At 58.5% G+C, this 17,360-nt stretch carries 16 protein-coding genes; 10 read left to right on the forward strand and 6 right to left on the reverse strand.

Annotated features, from left to right (window positions below; translation table 11 throughout):
• Positions 1-2 precede the first annotated feature (2 nt).
• The 9 genes from BWR59_RS02440 (at position 3) to BWR59_RS02480 (ending at position 9,489) form a co-directional block, all read left to right on the forward strand.
• The gene (locus tag BWR59_RS02440; protein WP_081564061.1) at positions 3-2,474 is read left to right on the forward strand and encodes an MMPL family transporter; all 2,472 of its coding nucleotides are present in this window, start codon (positions 3-5) and stop codon (positions 2,472-2,474) included.
• Entirely contained in the window at positions 2,464-3,642 is a 1,179-nt protein-coding gene (locus tag BWR59_RS02445; protein WP_081564062.1) for an MFS transporter, read from the forward strand. Before BWR59_RS02440 ends, BWR59_RS02445 begins: the two co-directional genes overlap by 11 nt.
• Before the next feature lie 72 nt (positions 3,643-3,714).
• Positions 3,715-4,278, forward strand: coding sequence for a cupin domain-containing protein (locus BWR59_RS02450; protein WP_081564063.1), 564 nt, complete (start codon positions 3,715-3,717; stop codon positions 4,276-4,278).
• On the forward strand, positions 4,275-5,252 hold the full coding sequence (locus tag BWR59_RS02455) for a fumarylacetoacetate hydrolase family protein (RefSeq protein ID WP_081564064.1): 978 nt from the start codon (positions 4,275-4,277) through the stop codon (positions 5,250-5,252). The genes BWR59_RS02450 and BWR59_RS02455 overlap by 4 nt, the downstream gene beginning before the upstream one ends.
• A 9-nt stretch (positions 5,253-5,261) precedes the next feature.
• Complete coding sequence (locus BWR59_RS02460) at positions 5,262-6,227, forward strand: NAD-dependent epimerase/dehydratase family protein (protein ID WP_081564065.1); 966 nt, start codon at positions 5,262-5,264, stop codon at positions 6,225-6,227.
• Positions 6,224-7,027 (forward strand): cyclase family protein, encoded by an 804-nt coding sequence (locus tag BWR59_RS02465; protein WP_081564066.1) that lies wholly within the window; start codon positions 6,224-6,226, stop codon positions 7,025-7,027. Before BWR59_RS02460 ends, BWR59_RS02465 begins: the two co-directional genes overlap by 4 nt.
• Positions 7,028-7,066: 39 nt before the next feature.
• Positions 7,067-7,630 (forward strand): LysR family transcriptional regulator, encoded by a 564-nt coding sequence (locus tag BWR59_RS02470; RefSeq protein WP_230981940.1) that lies wholly within the window; start codon positions 7,067-7,069, stop codon positions 7,628-7,630.
• 117 nt (positions 7,631-7,747) lie between these two features.
• Positions 7,748-8,287, forward strand: coding sequence for a thioredoxin (locus BWR59_RS02475; RefSeq protein WP_081564067.1), 540 nt, complete (start codon positions 7,748-7,750; stop codon positions 8,285-8,287).
• A gap of 173 nt (positions 8,288-8,460) precedes the next feature.
• Positions 8,461-9,489 carry an alpha/beta hydrolase gene (locus BWR59_RS02480; RefSeq protein ID WP_081564068.1) on the forward strand — a complete coding sequence of 343 codons (1,029 nt, stop codon included), beginning with the start codon at positions 8,461-8,463 and terminating at the stop codon, positions 9,487-9,489.
• A 262-nt stretch (positions 9,490-9,751) separates the two neighbouring features.
• On the opposite strand, the gene BWR59_RS02485 is transcribed toward BWR59_RS02480, so the two are convergent.
• From BWR59_RS02485 to galB, 5 genes are all read right to left on the reverse strand, one after another.
• On the reverse strand, positions 9,752-10,375 hold the full coding sequence (locus tag BWR59_RS02485) for a transporter substrate-binding domain-containing protein (RefSeq protein ID WP_218191130.1): 624 nt from the start codon (positions 10,373-10,375) through the stop codon (positions 9,752-9,754).
• Positions 10,376-10,456: 81 nt separating this feature from the next.
• Complete coding sequence (locus BWR59_RS02490) at positions 10,457-11,716, reverse strand: OprD family porin (protein ID WP_230981958.1); 1,260 nt, start codon at positions 11,714-11,716, stop codon at positions 10,457-10,459.
• A 461-nt stretch (positions 11,717-12,177) separates the two neighbouring features.
• Positions 12,178-13,290, reverse strand: coding sequence for a 4-oxalomesaconate tautomerase (locus tag BWR59_RS02495; protein ID WP_081564071.1), 1,113 nt, complete (start codon positions 13,288-13,290; stop codon positions 12,178-12,180).
• A gap of 3 nt (positions 13,291-13,293) precedes the next feature.
• Positions 13,294-14,010: a 4-carboxy-4-hydroxy-2-oxoadipate aldolase/oxaloacetate decarboxylase gene (locus tag BWR59_RS02500; protein WP_081564072.1), complete on the reverse strand. Its 717-nt coding sequence runs from the start codon at positions 14,008-14,010 to the stop codon at positions 13,294-13,296.
• Positions 14,007-14,747 carry a 4-oxalmesaconate hydratase gene (galB, locus tag BWR59_RS02505; RefSeq protein ID WP_081564073.1) on the reverse strand — a complete coding sequence of 247 codons (741 nt, stop codon included), beginning with the start codon at positions 14,745-14,747 and terminating at the stop codon, positions 14,007-14,009. Before galB ends, BWR59_RS02500 begins: the two co-directional genes overlap by 4 nt.
• Before the next feature lie 125 nt (positions 14,748-14,872).
• Between galB and BWR59_RS02510 the strand changes: the two genes are divergently transcribed.
• Entirely contained in the window at positions 14,873-16,075 is a 1,203-nt protein-coding gene (locus BWR59_RS02510; RefSeq protein ID WP_081564074.1) for a LysR family transcriptional regulator, read from the forward strand.
• On the opposite strand, the gene BWR59_RS02515 is transcribed toward BWR59_RS02510, so the two are convergent.
• On the reverse strand, positions 16,072-17,343 hold the full coding sequence (locus BWR59_RS02515; protein WP_081564075.1) for a gallate dioxygenase: 1,272 nt from the start codon (positions 17,341-17,343) through the stop codon (positions 16,072-16,074). The two genes, BWR59_RS02510 and BWR59_RS02515, sit on opposite strands and share 4 nt — an antisense overlap.
• Between the last annotated feature and the right edge of the window lie 17 nt (positions 17,344-17,360).

The raw sequence follows: 17,360 nt of genomic DNA on the forward strand, positions 1-17,360 counted from the left end.
ACATGCATGTCGCGAACCAACCAGGCTCGATGCCCTTGAATGGCAACCTTGCCGATTTTGATCAGCGCTCTGGCTCTTTGCTTGAGCGAGCCCTGTTTAACCACCGTCGTATTGTCCTCGTGCTCTGTCTGCTGGTGACGGCGCTTTTGGGCTGGCAGGCCTCGCGCCTTCAACTCAACGCCAGCTTCGAGAAGATGATCCCGACCGATCATCCGTTCATCGCCAACTATCTGCAGCACCGCCAAGAGCTTTCGGGGCTCGGCAATGCCGTACGCATCGCGGTCATCAACACCCGAGGTGGCATCTACGACGCGCACTACCTGCAAACGCTGCAGAAGCTCAATGATGCCGTCTACCTGTTGCCGGGGGTGGATCGTGCTTACATGAAGTCGCTGTGGACGCCCGCTACCCGTTGGGTAGGTGTGACGGAGGAAGGCCTGGAAGGGGGACCGGTCATTCCCGACGGGTATGACGGCTCACCCGCGAGTCTCGACGCGCTCAAACGCAATATCGAACGATCCAACGAGATCGGTCAGTTGGTAGCGTTCGATCAGCAATCGAGCATCATCTACGTGCCATTGCTGACCACCACGGCCGACGGCCGAGCGCTGGATTACACCGTGCTTTCGCAGCAACTGGAGGCGCTGCGGGCCCAGTATCAGGATGCATCCATCGAGATTCGCATTACCGGTTTCGCGAAAGTAGTGGGGGATCTGATTCAGGGCCTCAGGCAAATCCTGCTGTTCTTCGGCGCGGCAATTGCCATCACCGCAGCAGTGCTCTACTGGTACACCCGGTGCCTGCGCAGCACGGTATTGGTGATGAGTTGCTCGCTGGTGGCGGTGGTCTGGCAGTTGGGCCTGCTTCCGGTACTCGGCTTCGAACTGGACCCTTATTCAGTGCTGGTGCCGTTCCTGATTTTCGCCATCGGCATGAGCCATGGTGCACAAAAGATGAACGGGATCATGCAGGACATCGGCCGGGGCATGCACCGACTGGTGGCCGCTCGTTTCACGTTCCGCCGGTTGTTTCTTGCCGGTCTCACGGCACTGCTGTGTGATGCAGTCGGCTTTGCGGTGCTGATGATCATCAAGATCCAGGTCATCCAGGATCTTGCGGTGATCGCCAGTATCGGCGTGGCGGTGCTGATTTTCACCAATCTGATTCTGCTACCGGTACTGCTGTCCTACCTGGGCGTCAGCGCCGTGGCCGCCAAGCGGAGCCTGCGCAGTGAAGAGGCCGACATGTCAGGCGCCGCGCGCCATCCGGCCTGGCGCTTTCTCGATCTTTTCACGCAGCGACGCTGGGCGGCGACTTGCGTGCTGGTCGCGTCCGTTCTTGCCGTGGCGGGTTATCTGGTGAGTCTGCAGCTCAAGGTGGGTGACCTGGATGCAGGCGCACCCGAGTTGCGTGCCGACTCCCGATACAACCAGGACAACGCCTATTTGACGCAGCACTACGGTGCCAGCAGCGATGTCTTTGCGGTCATGGTCAAGACGCCCGCTGGCGGCTGTTCCAGCTACGACACGTTGCAACGGGTCGATAACCTCGACTGGCAGTTGCGCGGCCTTGCGGGTGTGGATTCCACCAACTCGCTGGCGCTGCTCAATCGCCGGGTGCTGGTAGGCCTGTCCGAGGGCAATCCCAAATGGTACGAGCTGCTCAATAACCAGGCCACCCTGAACATGGTCACGGCGGGTGCGCCGCGCGGGTTGTACAACGAGGACTGCAGTTTGCTGACCCTGTACGCCTTCCTGACCGATCACAAAGCCGACACCCTGCAGCGCGTGGTGTCCAGTGTCCAGGGCTTTGCGAGAGAAAACGACAGCGACCAGGCGCAGTTCCTGCTGGCGGCCGGCAGCTCGGGCATCGAAGCGGCCACCAACATCGTGGTCAAGCAAGCCAGCCACGAGATGCTCTGGTGGGTCTACGGCGCGGTCTGTCTGCTGTGCCTCGTCACGTTCCGCAGTTGGCGGGCCGTCCTCTGCGCGGTCTTGCCGCTGATGCTCACCTCCATTCTCTGCGAAGCATTGATGGTCTGGCTGGGGATCGGAGTGAAGGTGGCGACGTTGCCGGTCATTGCCCTGGGCGTGGGCATCGGCGTCGACTATGCGCTGTACGTGATGAGCATTGTCCTGGCCGAGATGCGCCGTGGGTCGACCCTGTCCCAAGCCTATTACCGAGCGCTGCAGTTCACCGGAAAGGTCGTGATGTTGACCGGCGTCACGCTGGCAATCGGTGTCGGCACCTGGATGTTTTCGCCCATCAAGTTCCAGGCGGATATGGGGGTGCTGCTGGCCTTCATGTTTGTCTGGAACATGGTCGGCGCGTTGGTCCTTCTGCCCGCACTGGCTTATTTCCTTCTGCCACAACGGCAGGTGCGGGTGAACACACCTGCGCCTGCTGCATCGGCTAGCCGGCCTTCGTCGAAGCACAAGGCACTGCAGCGTCTGGAGGTGCGTCATGAAAGCTGAACAACGCTCTGCGGGTATGCCCCAATCTGTCCTGTTGCTGCTGGGCAGTTGCCTTCCGGTTCTCGGTGCGGTGTTGCTGGCGCCTGTGCTGCCCCGCATGCAGGCGCACTTTGCCGATACACCGGGTGCCGCTGTGCTCGTACCGGTAGCGCTGACGCTTCCCGCGCTGATGATTGCCGTCCTCGCACCATTGGCCGGGATGATTGTTGATCGTGTCGGGCGCAAACCGCTGCTGCTGATGTCGATGCTCCTCTACACCGTCTGCGGCACCTTGCCGCTGTGGCTGGAGTCGTTGCAGTCAATCGTGATCAGTCGCGCGGGCATCGGACTGGCTGAAGCGGGCATCATGACCTGCTGCACCACGCTGATGGGCGACTACTACCGAGGCGAGCGACGTGAGCGATTGTTTGCCCTGCAAATGGTCGCGACCTCTTTGTCTGCCGCCGTATTCATGGGGGTCGGCGGCTACCTCGGACAGGACAGCTGGCGCACGCCATTCACGTTGTATGCGGTCGGCCTGGTGTTTTTGCCGCTGATGACGTTCTGGCTGTGGGAGCCAATGTCGCAAAAGGCGGCTGAGCATGGCGGGGCAGCGATGCCTTGGTCGAGATTACGACCCCTGTTGGGTCTGGCCTTGTTGGCAGGGTTGAGCCTGTTCATCGTGCCCGTGCAGGCCGGTTACCTGCTCAACCTGTTGGGTGTCGACTCACCTCAACAGATCGGCATGACCATGGGAGGCAACCAGCTGGGCGTTTTGCTAGGGGCGTTGAGTTTTCGGTTGATTGGCAGCGCACGGCCAACGCGTTTGCTGCTGCTGGCTTTTGCCCTTGCCGGCATCGGCGGCTTACTCATGGCGGCGGCAGGATCACATCGAACGCTGTCGATAGCTGTCTTCATCAACGGCCTGGGCATTGGCCTGATGTTGCCGACGCTGATCACCCGGATCATGGCGCTGGTTGATTTCAACCAGCGGGGGCGGGCGAGCGGATTCTTTACCGCTGCGATATTCGCCGGTGAATTCATCAGCCCGCTGGTGGTGCTGATGATGACGCAGGGTGGCAGCTCTGCGCTGCCCACAGCGGTCGCAATCATCAGCGCCGTGCAGTGTGTGATCGCATTGTGCTGCTTAAGGATTTCCTCTCCTGTTGTGCTAGAGGAACGGGCGTGAATCACGATCTGTTCAGCCCGCCCCCTCACCGACGATCCAACCCTGGCGATGGTCATTGATAAGGACTGCCCAATGAATGAATTACCTGCTTTCAAACGTGTTGTGACGGGCCATACCGTCGAAGGACTGGCCACCGTCAGTCACTGTGCGGCAGCGCCTAATACATTTGCCCTGAAGTCGGTGCCGGGCACCGTGTTCCATGAAATCTGGAACACCGGGTCCAGCCCGGCGATCATCGACAACGGCGACGATCCCACCGCTCGAGCATTGCAATTGAGTCCTGCTCCACTGGGCAGCCTGATTCGGGTCGTGGACATCCCGCCCGACAGCGTGCAGAACGCTGTCAGCGACGAGGCCGCCGCGGCTGCCTTCGCCGAAATCGGCCAGGTGCACGCCGGAACAGGGCATGCCGATTCCCGGCACAAGCTGATGCACCGCACTGAAACCGTGGATTACGGCATTGTCACCGAGGGCGAGGTCTGGCTGGTGCTGGACAACGAGGAAGTGCATCTGCAACGCGGCGACGTGGTGGTCCAGCGCGGCACCAACCATGCCTGGAGCAACCGGACCGACGCCATGGCCCGAATGGTGTTCATCCTCCTCGATGGTCAGTTCGCGCAGGAGCTGCAGCCATGAAGCTGGCAACGCTGCGCGACGGCAGCCGTGACGGTTATCTGGTGGTGGTGTCGCGGGATTTAGAGCGAGCCGTGGCCGCACCGATCGCAACGATGCGCGACGCGATAGAGGACTGGGCGCGATCCGAACCGGTGCTGAGGACGTTGTCCTCGGCGCTGGATGCCGGTAACGCGACAGATGCCTTCGCGTTCGACCCGGCCAAGGCGATGGCACCCTTGCCACGGGCCTATCAATGGTGCGATGGCTCGGCGTTCCTCAACCACGGCACCCTGATGCAGAAAGCCTTCAACCTTGAGCCTATCGAAGGTGCCGATCAGACGCCGTTGATGTATCAGGGCGCCGGCGATGACTTTCTCGGCGCACAGCAGGACATCTGTTTGCCGAGCGTCAGCCAGGGAATCGATTTCGAAGGTGAGTTCGGCGTGCTGGTCGATGACGTACCACTGGGCTGTTCGGCCCAGGACGCACTGCGCCATATCAAACTGTTGGTGCAAATCAACGATGTCAGCCTCCGTGCCCTGGCGCCGCGTGAGATGAAAACCGGCTTCGGCTTTCTTCAGGCCAAGCCCTCTTCGGCGTTCGCCCCTGTTGCGGTGACGCCCGACGAATTGGGCGACGACTGGCGCGACGGGCGTGTGCAACTCCCACTGAATGTGGAGTGGAACAGCCAGTGGTTCGGCAACCCTCATGCTGGCGAGATGAATTTCAGTTTTGGAGCGTTGGTGGCTCACGCTGCCTTTACCCGCAAGCTGGGGGCAGGCACGTTGATCGGGTCGGGCACGATCTCCAACAGGGATCGTGCCGCAGGTTCTGCGTGCATCGCCGAGCGACGCGCCATTGAAATGATCGAATACGGCAGCGCACGGACGGGGTTCATGCAGTTCGGCGACAGAGTGAAGATGGAGGTGCTCGGCGCAGACGGTCAGTCAGTCTTTGGCGCTATCGATCAACGCATCGTTCAGGCCAACGGCTGAGGGGCTCCCATGCGTGTCTTGATAACCGGCGCCAATGGTTTTGTCGGTCGGCACCTGACGCTGCAGTTGCTGACGCGAGGTGCCATTAACGGTAAAGCGATCAACACCCTTCTCCTGCTCGATGCCCAGCTCGAGGGCTTCCCGTCAGACCCGCGGATTCGTTTGCACAAAGGCAGTGTGACCGACGCCGCCTTGATCCGACGGGTCTTGGCGGACGGTGTCGACGTCGTATTCCATCTGGTGAGTCTGGCGGGCGGCGCGGCCGAGCAGGACTACGACGTGGGCTACCAGGTCAACTTGATGGCGAGCCTTGAGCTGCTGGATCAACTGCGCCGTCAGCCCCGGCCACCGGTGCTGGTGTATGCGAGCAGCGTCGCGGTGTACGGCGCTCATTTGCCCGACCGCATGGGTGAGGACGCGTCGCCCCGGCCCCAGATGTCGTACGGGACGCACAAACTGATGATCGAGACTGCGCTTCGCGATCTGGCACGGCGTGGCGAGGTCGATGGTCGCGCGTTGCGATTGCCCGGCATCGTTGCGCGCCCAAGGCAACCCAATGGATTGCGCTCCGCGTTCATGAGTGACCTTTTGCAGGCTTACGCCGCAGGAGAGGCCTACACCTGCCCGGTCAGTCCGCAAGCGACCGCCTGGTGGATGTCCGCTCACTGCTGCGTCGGTAACCTGATTCATGCCGCAGAACTGTCGTCGCTGTCGTTCGATACCGAGCGAGTCTGGCAACTGCCTGTGCTTCGTCTGTCCATCCTGCAAGTCATCGATGCACTGGCCGGGCGGTTTGGAGAAGCGGGGCGGGGAAGTATCACGTTCGAACCCGATGCACACCTTCAGGCTTTGTTTGGCGCGATGCCGGCGCTAAAGACGCCACGGGCTCGTGCTGCGGGCTTTAGCCACGATGGCAGCGCCAGTGCGCTGATTCGCAATGCCCTTAATCTGACTGCCGTGAGGAAATCCCTGTGAGCACCACGAAGCGCCGCCTGGTCGACCTGTCTGTCACCCTCGAGAACAACCCCTACACCGATCCGCCACCGCTGCTGCCAAAAATCGAGTACATGGACCATCAACAGGGATGGCCTGAAATGGCCGCGATGTTCCCGGGGCTGCGGCTGGATCAAATGCCCGGCAATGAGTCCTGGGCGGCGGAACGTCTGCAGATCACCACGCACAGCGGAACGCACATCGATGCGCCGTGGCACTACGCGTCGACCACAGACGGCGGTCATCCTGCGTGGGGCATCGATGAACTGCCGCTGGAGTGGTGCCTGCAGCCAGGGGTGAAGCTTGATTTTCGTCACTTGCCTGACGGCCACGTCGTCACTGCGCGCGAGATCGAGGAGGAACTGACCCGCATCGGCCACGAGCTTCAACCGCTGGACATCGTGCTCATCAACACCCGTGCCGGCGCCTTGTTTGGTCAACCCGGTTATCTGGATGCAGGCGTGGGAATAGGTCGCGAAGCGACGATGTACCTGTTGGAGCGCGGCGTCCGGGTTGTCGGGACAGACGCCTGGAGTTGGGATGCACCGTTCAAGTACACCCGTGAGCGTTTTGCCCAGACAGGTGATGCCGCGATTATCTGGGAAGGGCACAAAGCGGGACGGGACATTGGTTATGGGCAGATGGAGAAACTGGCCAACCTCGAACAGCTGCCAGCCCATGGATTCCAAGTCTCCTGTTTCCCCTACAAGATCAAGCATGCGTCGGCGGGCTTCGTGAGAGCGGTGGCTATTTTCGACGAAACGGCGGTTTCATGTTCGTGAATAGAGGGTCCGAGGACCTCAATTTTTCCGAGAAAATGCTTGGACTGCCACCCACGACCAAGGCTTTTTGTTCATCACAACGTGTGCTCATGTCACCTCACCAAAAAGCTGGATAACCTTGTCCTGTTCCTTGCAATCATTGAAAGAGAGGGTCTTTCAGCCCCCGGCCGCGAGTTAGGGCTGTCACCGGCAACGGTCTCTGAACGTTTGGCCGCGCTTGAAGCCTATTACGGGGCAACGCTGATGACGCGAACGACGCGATCACTCAGTCTGGCCGAGGAGGGCAGGGTACTGGCTGAGGGGGCCCAGAGGTTGCTGGCAGATGCTGACGAACTGGAGAGCCGCATTCGCTGGGGTACGCAGAAAATATCCGGCCCTGTACGGCTGACTGCACCCGTCGATCTCGGTCAAAATCGCGTGGTACCGATCATTGACCGTTTCATCAAGGCTCATCCAGACGTCACCGTCGACATCACGCTGACCGACAGCTTTGTAGACTTGGTCGGCCAAGGTCTGGACTTTGCCGTGCGCTATGGACCTTCGGCAGACTGCAGATCGTTTATCCGCCTTCGCGGGTTCAGCCTCGCAGGGTCTCAGCGCTGATTGATGCCATTGCAACGCAATTAACAATCCAGGACTCAGTCGCTTGAGCCGTATGGGTGCTGCGCCGCGTCCTTACACCTTGGGTTTCTCTATCACACGCAAATAGTTGGACACACAATGCAAACAGACATCCTTTCATGGGGCGATGGGCCTCGCGTACTTGAAGTTTTTCTTGAGCCAACTTGCCCGTTCTCGGTCAAGGCTTTCCTTAAGTTTGATGAGCTGATCGCAAAGGCCGGAGAGGACCGGATAACGCTCAAGATCCGGCTTCAGTCTCAGCCCTGGCACATGTTTTCAGGTGTGGTCGTGCGTGCCATTCTGGCTGCGTCCTCGCTTCCCGAGGGTAGAGAAAGTGCCAAAGACGTGATGGCTGCCGTTGCTGCGCATCGTGAGGAATTCGAGTTTGAGCATCATGCGACCGGCCCGAACATGGATGCGACGCCTAACGATATCGTCGCGCGGATAGAGCGTTATAGTGGCATCAAACTGGCCGATGCGTTTGCGGCTCCAGAGCTTGAACACGCAATAAAATGGCAGTGTAAATACGCGAGGCAAAACGGCATTCATGTGTCCCAGACCTTCATGATCGATGGCTTGGTTCATCCTGGTATATCCAGCGGGGATTCAGTGGAGCAGTGGTTGTCACATATCCTTTGAGCATGAGCCGTTATGCGGTCGCGATGGGAGCGTCAGAGGTAGCCACCAGCAGGTTGGCTACAGGCCCATCCGGGTATGTTCACCGTGCATGGCTGTTAGGGATTGAGCGCGCTGTGAAGTTAATCCTGACGTAATAGCATGTCGCAACGCTGTGTTTTTTCAGAGGAGCACCCATGTCCAGACTAAAAACTTCAACCCTTGCGATTGTCTGTGCGCTGGCGCCTGCCTTGGCCGTCATCGACAATGCGGCTGCCGATACCGGCACTGGCGGCGTATACGGTGAAGAGCTCCAGGGTTTCGACTATCCCTATCCTGTTCATCGTTTCAGCTTTGACTCCCAAGGCCAGACGCTCAGCATGGGCTATATGGACGTTGCCCCCATTGGCCAAGCTAACGGTAAAACCGCCGTGCTGCTGCATGGCAAGAATTTTTGTGGGGCGACGTGGGATGACAGTATCAAGGCTTTGGCGGGTGCTGGTTATCGGGTGGTAGCGCCAGACCAGATCGGTTTTTGTACATCCACCAAGCCGGCCAGCTACCAGTACAGCTTTCAGCAGCTTGCAGCCAACACCCACGCTTTGCTCGGCAGTCTGGGTATTGCCAAGGCAGTAATCGTCGGCCACTCAACCGGAGGCATGCTCGGTACTCGTTACGCCCTGCAATATCCGCAAGACACGGAGAAGCTAGTGCTGGTGAATCCGATCGGCCTGGAAGACTGGAAGGCTTTGGGTGTGCCGTGGCGCAGCGTCGATCAGTGGTATCAACGCGAGCTCAAGGTCAACGCCGAAGGCATTCGCAAGTATGAGCAGAGCACCTATTACGTTGGCCGCTGGAAGCCTGAATACGACCGCTGGGTGGATATGCTGGCTGGCCTGAACAAGGGGGCTGGCCATGAGCGGGTGGCGTGGAACTCAGCGCTCATCTACGACATGATTTTCACTCAGCCCGTTTACTACGAGTTGCCCAATCTCAAGGTGCCGACGGTGTTGATGATCGGTGATGCTGACACGACGGCCATTGGCAGCGACATCGCACCGCAGGACGTCAAAGCCAAGATTGGACACTACAACGTGCTGGGCAAGCAGGCCTCAAAGATGATCCCTGGTTCGCGCCTTGTTGAGTTCCCTGGCAAAGGGCACGCGCCGCAGATGGAGGACCCTGTAGGGTTCAACAAGGCGCTGGTCGAGCAGTTGAACAACTGATGATGGTTCAGCAAGATCGGCGACAGGTTTCCAGGAGCGTCCGTTTCGATAAACACGAGGTCTCAGGGGTGGGCTGCAGTGCCGAGGTGAGGTGACTGCCCAAGCCGTCGCCGAGCTGAGGAACGCAGTGACTATCGCCTGACACCCTGTTCCGCGTCCGCGCATGCACATCGAAACCAGAGATGTGCATGCCGACCTGTGCAAGGCGGATGGCAGACGGCGAAAACAATGGGTCTCGCGCAGGCGAGGAGGCGCCGCGGACCTAGTCGTCCTTGCCCGCCACCCCCGCGCCTTCGATACGGTGCCGAGCCAACGCAGCGGCGACAAACCCCGATGCTTTCATTTGCTCTACAAAATCCGCCAGGTACTGCGCTGCTTCGGCACCTTTGGCCTTGGGCAGACCCATGGCCTGACGTATCACCATAAAGTGCTCGTCGAGCAAACGCATTCCGCCTGCCTTGGCGGCATCTTTGGCCAGCTGTTGACGGATGCCGGCAGCAACGCTCAGATGATGATCCACAAAACCCTGCACAATCCCGGGCGAAGTTGGCAACCGCACTATGGTTGCGTGGTGCAGCTCCCGGCTCAGGAATAAATCGTAGGCACTGCCTTTGCTGACCGCAACGGTAGTACCCGACTGATCAACCTGTGCGTTGCTGACGATCGGTGAGTCATTGCGTACCGCATACACGCCCTCGATCAGCACGTAGGGCTTTGTGAATTCGATGATCTGCCCGCGTTTTGGATCGATTGCAAAGAACCCGATATCGGCTTTGTCCTGCTCAACGTTCTCTACCGAGGCGCCCGCCGATGTTACCGCAACGAGTTGCAACGGCACGCCCAGGCGCTTGGCCAGTTCGTTGGCGAGATCGACCGATACGCCCACCGGCTGGTGAGTGTGTGGATCAAGCGCGGCAAGGATGGGATTACCCAGATTGATAGATGCCCGCAGCGTACTCGAACTGTTTCACAAGATCGATATCGGATAACTCACGATCAACCTGTTTTCGTCAAAACTGTTGGTGTTTCCATAGTTGCGGCGCAACGTGGAATTACGCCACCGTACGACCAGGGATTTGAACGTGCCACTTTGTAAGACATAAGCCAGCTCGGTTTCCCGACCTCTGTCTTCGCCATCGTCGACCGTTGCTGTATGCACATTGGTGCCTTTGATAAAACGGTTCATCATCGTGAGTCCCGGCACGCCAAGCCCCGCAAAGTCATAGTCATGTCGCAATTGCCATGAACGCTCCTTTGCGCCGTCGTAACTCCAGCCGTAGCTGTCGTTGGCCAGTGTTCCGCCACTGGCTCCGGTTATGCGCTGCCAGGCTGCATCGCCAGCGACACGCTGTAGACCGATCATGAAGGTGTTGGCGCCTGTTCTTAACGAAAACAGGCCGGAAAAAGTATGGTTGTCCTGATTGCCTGCGAGTGCTGCGCCGTCTTCATCACCGATGAAATAGCCGATGTTGGCGCCAAGCGTCACGTCATTGCTCAGCGGCTGGCTGTGAACAAGCTGGTAATACTGTTGGTGATAGATGTCTTCGAGCTGGCCATACCATGCTCCGATCATGGTCCTCTTGCTGTTGAAGGTGTACTCGGCTCCTGCAAAGTTGAAATGGTCAGACTCAATGGTGTTCTTGCCGTGTACAACAGTGCCTGCGTTGTTGAGTGAGAGCTTTTCCATGCTAGCGTCGTTGCGCTGGCTGTTTCCTCGGAACTGGCCGCCATACAGCGTCACGTCGGGGATTTCCTTTGAAGTGATCTGCGCGCCTTCCAACGTTTGAGGCAGTGAGCGACCGTCGTCTGCGCGCAGGATTGGCAACAGCGGCATCCATTCGCCGATTCGCAGTTCGGTTTTAGAGATTTTCATCTTGCCCGCGACCGCAAGGCGACCGAAATCATCAGCTGGGGTGTTCCCGTCGTGAGTGGGCAGCAGTTGTGTGCCGTAAGTGCCTCTGCCTCCGTCGAGCTTGATGGAGTACAGACCTAGCGCATCCACACCAAATCCGACTGTGCCGGGAGTGAACCCAGACCGTGCATCGAGGATGAAGCTTTGCGTCCACTCAGCCGCTTGACCGCGTTTCGTTGTCCCGGGGAGGGCCTCCGAAGGGCCGTTGTCGACAAAGTTTCGATTCATGTAGAAGTTGCGCAGGTTGAGATTCACCTTCGCATCGTCTACAAAACCTTCAGCATTTACAGCGGCTACGCATCCCGCATAACCCATGCTCGCCAGAACCGCGTTTTTGGTGAAAGTGGTCAGACCGTTTCTCATTGTTATTGTCTCGCTACAGGCTGTAAGTTTTTGTTTTTAGTGTCAGTCGATAGAGTGCTGGGCCTGATGGCTGCCGTTGTCTCAGCTTCTAGTTTTTATGCACGGTTTTCCGTAACTAATTGCTCCTTATTGGAGGAAGAAGTTCGTGCGAGTCTTCGTCAACGTCCGGAAATGTGGGGATGCCTGCGTCGAGACGCCTGGGGGGAGACTGTCAGCAATAGCGAGGGTAGAGGAGATATCGCGAGTAGTTTCATGGTGCTCTCGGTATTTTTTATTCTGTGACCGAGATTCGCATGACAGTGAGCGGTCGCCTAATGCGTTCAGCTTGTGCGCCCATGCTTTTTCTTTATTGATGATTTAAAAATTAGCGGGGGAGAGCGGGCCACTCGATAGAGGGGCCACACTGCGTCGGATCAGGTCGATGCTGATTCACCCTTGTCATTCTCAACTGCAGCACTGAACACTGATTGGCGCACGTACACATGACCATCGAATAATAACCGGGCGGTTCTCACCAAGCCGCATCCGGCGAGTTCGCCATTGTCCAGCCGCAAACGCACGCTGAATTCGCCGGTAGGATGCTCAACCGACAACTGCTGCTCAGCCAGATCCGTCGTGCGTGCGAGGCCATCAGCAACGGTGCCCTTGATAAGGCAAGCGGACGCGACGCTGACCGCGCCGAAGACACCGATAGAGACATGACATTTATGCGGGATGAAGCTGCGGCTGCTGATAGCCCCTCCAGCGACAGGAGCCGCGATCAGAACCATTTTCGGCACTGTGCGGTGAGTGACATCACCCAGATTCATCCGGATGCCAGCCTGCAGCCGAATAACCTCGATGCGGCGTTTCAGATAGGCGTTGGCATCGAGGGCGGCACAGCTTTCATAGCCTGTGCAGCCCAAATCGGTTGCACGGATCAGAACGACAGGCATGCCGTTGTCGATGCATGTGACCTGTACGCCGTCCAGTTGATCGACAGGGTTGCCTGTGGGCAGCAATGCCCCACAGCTTGAGCCCGCAATATCATCAAATTCGACAACAACCGGGGCTGCTGTCCCCGGGACGCCATCGATCCTGATATCGCCGTCGTAGTTCACAGCATCGTCTGGCGTCTGAATAATCGCGGTTGCCGTCTGCCCGGTGTTTTCCATGAAAATTCTGACCGCGGTCTGTTCTCCCTGAATGGCGACCAGCCCGCGCTCAATGGCAAAAGGGCCTACGCCAGAGAGAATGTTGCCGCAGTTTTGCCCGTAATCGACGCGTGCCTCGCCCACAGCCACCTGAGCGAACAAGTAATCGACGTCCACACCTGGCCGACGGGAACGACGGATGATCGCCACTTTGCTGGTCAGTGAATCCGCGCCGCCAATTCCGTCGATCTGCCGCACATCGGGCGAACCCATCGCAGCCAGCAGCACACTGTCACGTAATTGAGAATCGGCAGGCAGATCCTCGGCCAGAAAGTAAGCACCTTTGGAGGTGCCGCCACGGATCAGCAAGCAGGGGATACGGGCTTGAGCCATCAATCAGTCCTCCAGTTGCTCAACATTGTCGAAATACTTGAGGCCTTTCTCGGCCAGCTTCTCACGCATCTTGTAGATATCGAGCCCTAATTCGCCCGCGGCCAGACGTAGACGCTTTTGCTCTTCGAGGTCGGCCCGTTTGCGACTGCTGTCGACGACACGCTGCAATTCTTCCCGGCGTACGATGACAACGCCGTCATCATCCGCCAGCACCACGTCACCTGGATTGACCAGTTGCCCGGCGCAGACCACGGGAATGTTCACTGACCCCAGCGTTTCCTTGATGGTTCCCTGTGCATGCACGGCTCGAGACCAGACGTGGAAGCCCATTTCACGCAATGTTCGGGTATCTCGAACACCTGCATCGATGATCAAACCGCGAACACCGCGAGCCTGGAGCGAGGTTGCGAGAAGGTCTCCGAAGAAACCGTCGGTGCAGGGTGAACTTGGCGTCACGACCAACACGTCCCCCGGCTTGCATTGCTCAACGGCCACATGGAACATCCAGTTATCGCCGGGGGCGACGAGCGCCGTGACGGCGGATCCGCTCATGGCGATATCGTGCTGAACAGGGCGAATCTCTGACGCAAGCAGGCCTTTGCGGCCCTGCGCCTCGTGAACCGTAGCCACGCCATAGCGAGTCAGTTCATCGATAAGGGCCGCGTCGCCTCGCTCGATGTTACGCACCACGATGCCAGTCTTGCCTACCAGGTTGCTCATCCCAGATTCTCCGTGACACGAGGGAAAATACTTTGATAACCCTCACCGTAAATGATGTCTTTGGCAGCCGTGATGCCGATGTTGCGCTTGGCTTGCACGCCACGCTGCAACGCCACCCGGGTGTAGTACTCCCACAAGTGTTCCTGGCCGGCCATGCACTGGATCGCAGCGTACTTCTTGTCCCACACCGATGTGATGTCCAGCAGCACGTCGGGCTTCCACTCGCATTGCTCTGGCTGGTGCGGCTCGAAGCTGTAGACGGGAGGAGCGCCGACGATTTTTTCGCCGGGCTTGTAGCCTTCAGCCTGGGCAATGATCCGCGCTTCCTGGGCCAGATGGATCGCCAGCGGATGATCGTAGTTGTAAGGGTCTTTGAGCGAGTGACTCAAGACAAACTCGGGCTGTACCTTGCGAAACACATCGGCCAGACGCAAGAGGGTGTCTGTGTCGGCTCGCATCGGGTAGTCGCCGATGTCGAAGAACTCGACGGTGGCGCCCAGAATGTCAGCTGCCGCTTGAGCTTCTTCTCGTCGTGCGGCCTTGACCTTGCTCTCCGTCATCTCGGCGCCCTTGCGCCAAAGCTTCGCGGATTCGCCTCGTTCGCCGAACGACAAGCACACGATGTGCATGGCATAACCTTGTGCAGCGTGCAGCGCGATGGCTCCACCGGCGCGCCAGACGAAGTCTGCTGAGTGGGCGCTGACAACCAGCGCGGATTTTTGCAATGGATTATTCATGACGGGGCAGGCTCCCTTATTGGTTTTCACAGATGCTGACAGGCTTGCCAAGAAGGGACTAATGCGTAAGGCTGGTGTACCCATACGTTTTCTTTATTGGGGATTCTTACAGCAGTGAGGCGACGATGTCTGAGACAGCTCTTCCACATTTGATGCAGATCCGGGCGTTTATCCGCATCGCCGACGAGGGGAGCGTGTCGCGGGCATCCGATGGATTGCTCCGCGCGCAATCGGTCGTCACCCGCGCGATCCGCGATCTCGAACAAAGCCTCACCGTTCCGCTGTTTGAGCGGCACGCCAGCGGCATGCTGCTCACGCCCTACGGCAAAGCCATCCTGCCTCGGGCGCGAAGGGTCATGGTCGAACTTGAGTCAATTCCGACGATGATCGGCCATGCGCCTCATGAGCCCCTGTATCTTTTGAATACCCGCCGCCTGCAGATTTTTGTGAAGTTGTGCGAAACGCAACACATGCAGACGGTCGCGCGGTCGTTCAATCTCACGCAGCCAGCCATCAGTGCTGCACTGAAAATGCTCGAGAACGGCGCGGGTAAGCCGTTGTTCGAAAGAACCGCCAGGGGCCTTCGGCCCACACGAGCGAGCACCGAGATCCTCTATCCGATACGCCGGGCATTGAACGATTTGCGCCACATTCGGGCTGATGTGGCAATGATCAAGGGCTCGCTGCAAGGCTTGGTCACTGTGGGCGCGTTGCCTTTGGGGCGAACACGCATTCTGCCGCAGGCTTTCGTGCGGCTGCTGGCCGACCATCCCGGCGTTCGAATCGCCACGAACGAGAGTCCCTTCAACTTGCTGGCATTGGAACTACGCGCTGGAGATGTGGACTTCGTCTTCGGAGCGCTGCGGGGGCAGGATTACGCAAGTGACTTGCACGGCGAAAAACTGATCACTGAGGAGATGGTTATCCTGGCGGGCCGAGGTCACCCTTGGCTGGGCCGCGCCGTTACCCTGGATGATCTGGCCGGCGCAAGATTGGTGCTTCCACGGGCCGACACCCCGGCCAGGCTATTGCTGGAAACCCATTTCGCTCAACTCGGGCGCAAAGCACCGGAGCCCGTCGTGGAGACGGGCGATATGGCAATCATCAGAGGCCTGCTTATGCGCTCGGACATGCTGGCGATCGTTTCCGAACACCAGCTGGAGTACGAAATCGCGTCCGGAGAACTTCAACGGCTGGATCTACAGCTGCAGGACACTCATCGTTCCATCGGGCTGATATACCGAACCAACGGTCTGCATTCCCCAGCCGCCGAAGCGCTCATCAAAAAAATCCGCGAAGTAACCCAGGAAGTCCTCGAAGGCGATTAAGTCGCTTTGGCGGGCTGGCGTCCAGCCACCGAGTACGTTACCTGCTGATTGCGGGTTTTCTGGAACTCCTCCAGGGTCATGCCTTTCATCGCTGAATAAATGTGCAGATTGGAAACGCCAACGACGGCGCCCAGTTTTTCCAGCAAAAAGAAAATGACGCCGTACTGGATCAACCCGCGCCAATCTCGAGCTTGAAGCAATTGCTGCTCTTCTTCCGTCAGTTGATGCTCATCGAACAACGGCTGAGGATTCTGCAGGAATCGAGCGCGCCAGGACGGATCGATGAGGTTGTGCAGGAACCGATTGAGTCGATAACCCTTGTGGCTGCGTTCCAGAGTGAAGGGGTAGGTGCCCTCGAGCTTTTCCACGCCGGCCAATTGATGGTTGATGTGATCGCGATGACGTTGCAAGACGTCAACCGGGACTTCGCGAGACTGGTTTTCCAGAAGCAGTGTCGCAATCCCTGTCATGGACGGCAGATAGTAGTCCTTGTGCAGAACATTGACGTTGGCCGACAAGGCTCCGCGCATGATAAGCCAGGTAATGACTTCCGAACCTTCCATGCCGCCTAACGTGGCGTACTCCGCCAGCGTGATCTCGGTAAGGCGCTCGGGATCGTTAACAAACAGATCGACGAATTGCTCGTCCCATTCAGGGTTGTTGAATCCGCAGCGTTCACCGTGCACCTGATGCGAAACGCCGCCGGTTGCGACTATCGCGACGTTCAAGTCCTCCGGGTAGCTTTCGATGGCGCGCCGCAGTGCTTTGCCAAGGTTGTAGCATCGCTTCGCTGACGGTATCGGAAACTGCAGCACGCCCACTTGCAGAGGGACCACGTCTACAGGCCAGCCCTCTTTGAAAGGCATGAGCGCGGACATCGGTGAAAACAGACCGTGGTCGACGGGTTTGTCGCGAAAGAATGACATGTCGAATTCGTCGGCCATCAGACTGTTGCCGATGTGCCGCGACAACGCAGCATGACCACCAATCGCTGGGAGGTCACGTTTGCCACCGCCTTCGTCGGCAACCTCGTAGCGCTCGTCCACCCCAAGTGCGAACGCGGAGTAGTGATCGAAGAAAAACGATGTGACGTGGTCATTGAAGATGTAGAAAAGCACGTCGGGCTTATTGTCAGCCAACCAGTTTTTGATGGGCTTGAAGCTTTCGAAAATGGGCGCCCACGCTGCCTCTTCCTGCTTGTCATGATCGACGGCAAAGCCGATGGTCGGCGTATGTGAGACGGCTAACCCGCCTATGATTCGAGCCATGTCAGGCCTCCATGATT

This window comes from Pseudomonas sp. Bc-h, assembly GCF_002080045.1.
Taxonomy (GTDB): Bacteria; Pseudomonadota; Gammaproteobacteria; order Pseudomonadales; family Pseudomonadaceae; genus Aquipseudomonas.

Coding starts and splice junctions, on each gene's coding strand:
- BWR59_RS02440 (WP_081564061.1), top strand. CDS start 3: ATGCATGTCGCGAACCAACCAGGCTCGATGCCCTTGAATGGCAACCTT.
- BWR59_RS02445 (WP_081564062.1), top strand. CDS start 2,464: ATGAAAGCTGAACAACGCTCTGCGGGTATGCCCCAATCTGTCCTGTTG.
- BWR59_RS02450 (WP_081564063.1), top strand. CDS start 3,715: ATGAATGAATTACCTGCTTTCAAACGTGTTGTGACGGGCCATACCGTC.
- BWR59_RS02455 (WP_081564064.1), top strand. CDS start 4,275: ATGAAGCTGGCAACGCTGCGCGACGGCAGCCGTGACGGTTATCTGGTG.
- BWR59_RS02460 (WP_081564065.1), top strand. CDS start 5,262: ATGCGTGTCTTGATAACCGGCGCCAATGGTTTTGTCGGTCGGCACCTG.
- BWR59_RS02475 (WP_081564067.1), top strand. CDS start 7,748: ATGCAAACAGACATCCTTTCATGGGGCGATGGGCCTCGCGTACTTGAA.
- BWR59_RS02480 (WP_081564068.1), top strand. CDS start 8,461: ATGTCCAGACTAAAAACTTCAACCCTTGCGATTGTCTGTGCGCTGGCG.
- BWR59_RS02490 (WP_230981958.1), bottom strand. CDS start 11,716: ATGGGTTATGCGGGATGCGTAGCCGCTGTAAATGCTGAAGGTTTTGTA.
- BWR59_RS02495 (WP_081564071.1), bottom strand. CDS start 13,290: ATGGCTCAAGCCCGTATCCCCTGCTTGCTGATCCGTGGCGGCACCTCC.
- BWR59_RS02500 (WP_081564072.1), bottom strand. CDS start 14,010: ATGAGCAACCTGGTAGGCAAGACTGGCATCGTGGTGCGTAACATCGAG.
- galB (WP_081564073.1), bottom strand. CDS start 14,747: ATGAATAATCCATTGCAAAAATCCGCGCTGGTTGTCAGCGCCCACTCA.
- BWR59_RS02510 (WP_081564074.1), top strand. CDS start 14,873: ATGTCTGAGACAGCTCTTCCACATTTGATGCAGATCCGGGCGTTTATC.
- BWR59_RS02515 (WP_081564075.1), bottom strand. CDS start 17,343: ATGGCTCGAATCATAGGCGGGTTAGCCGTCTCACATACGCCGACCATC.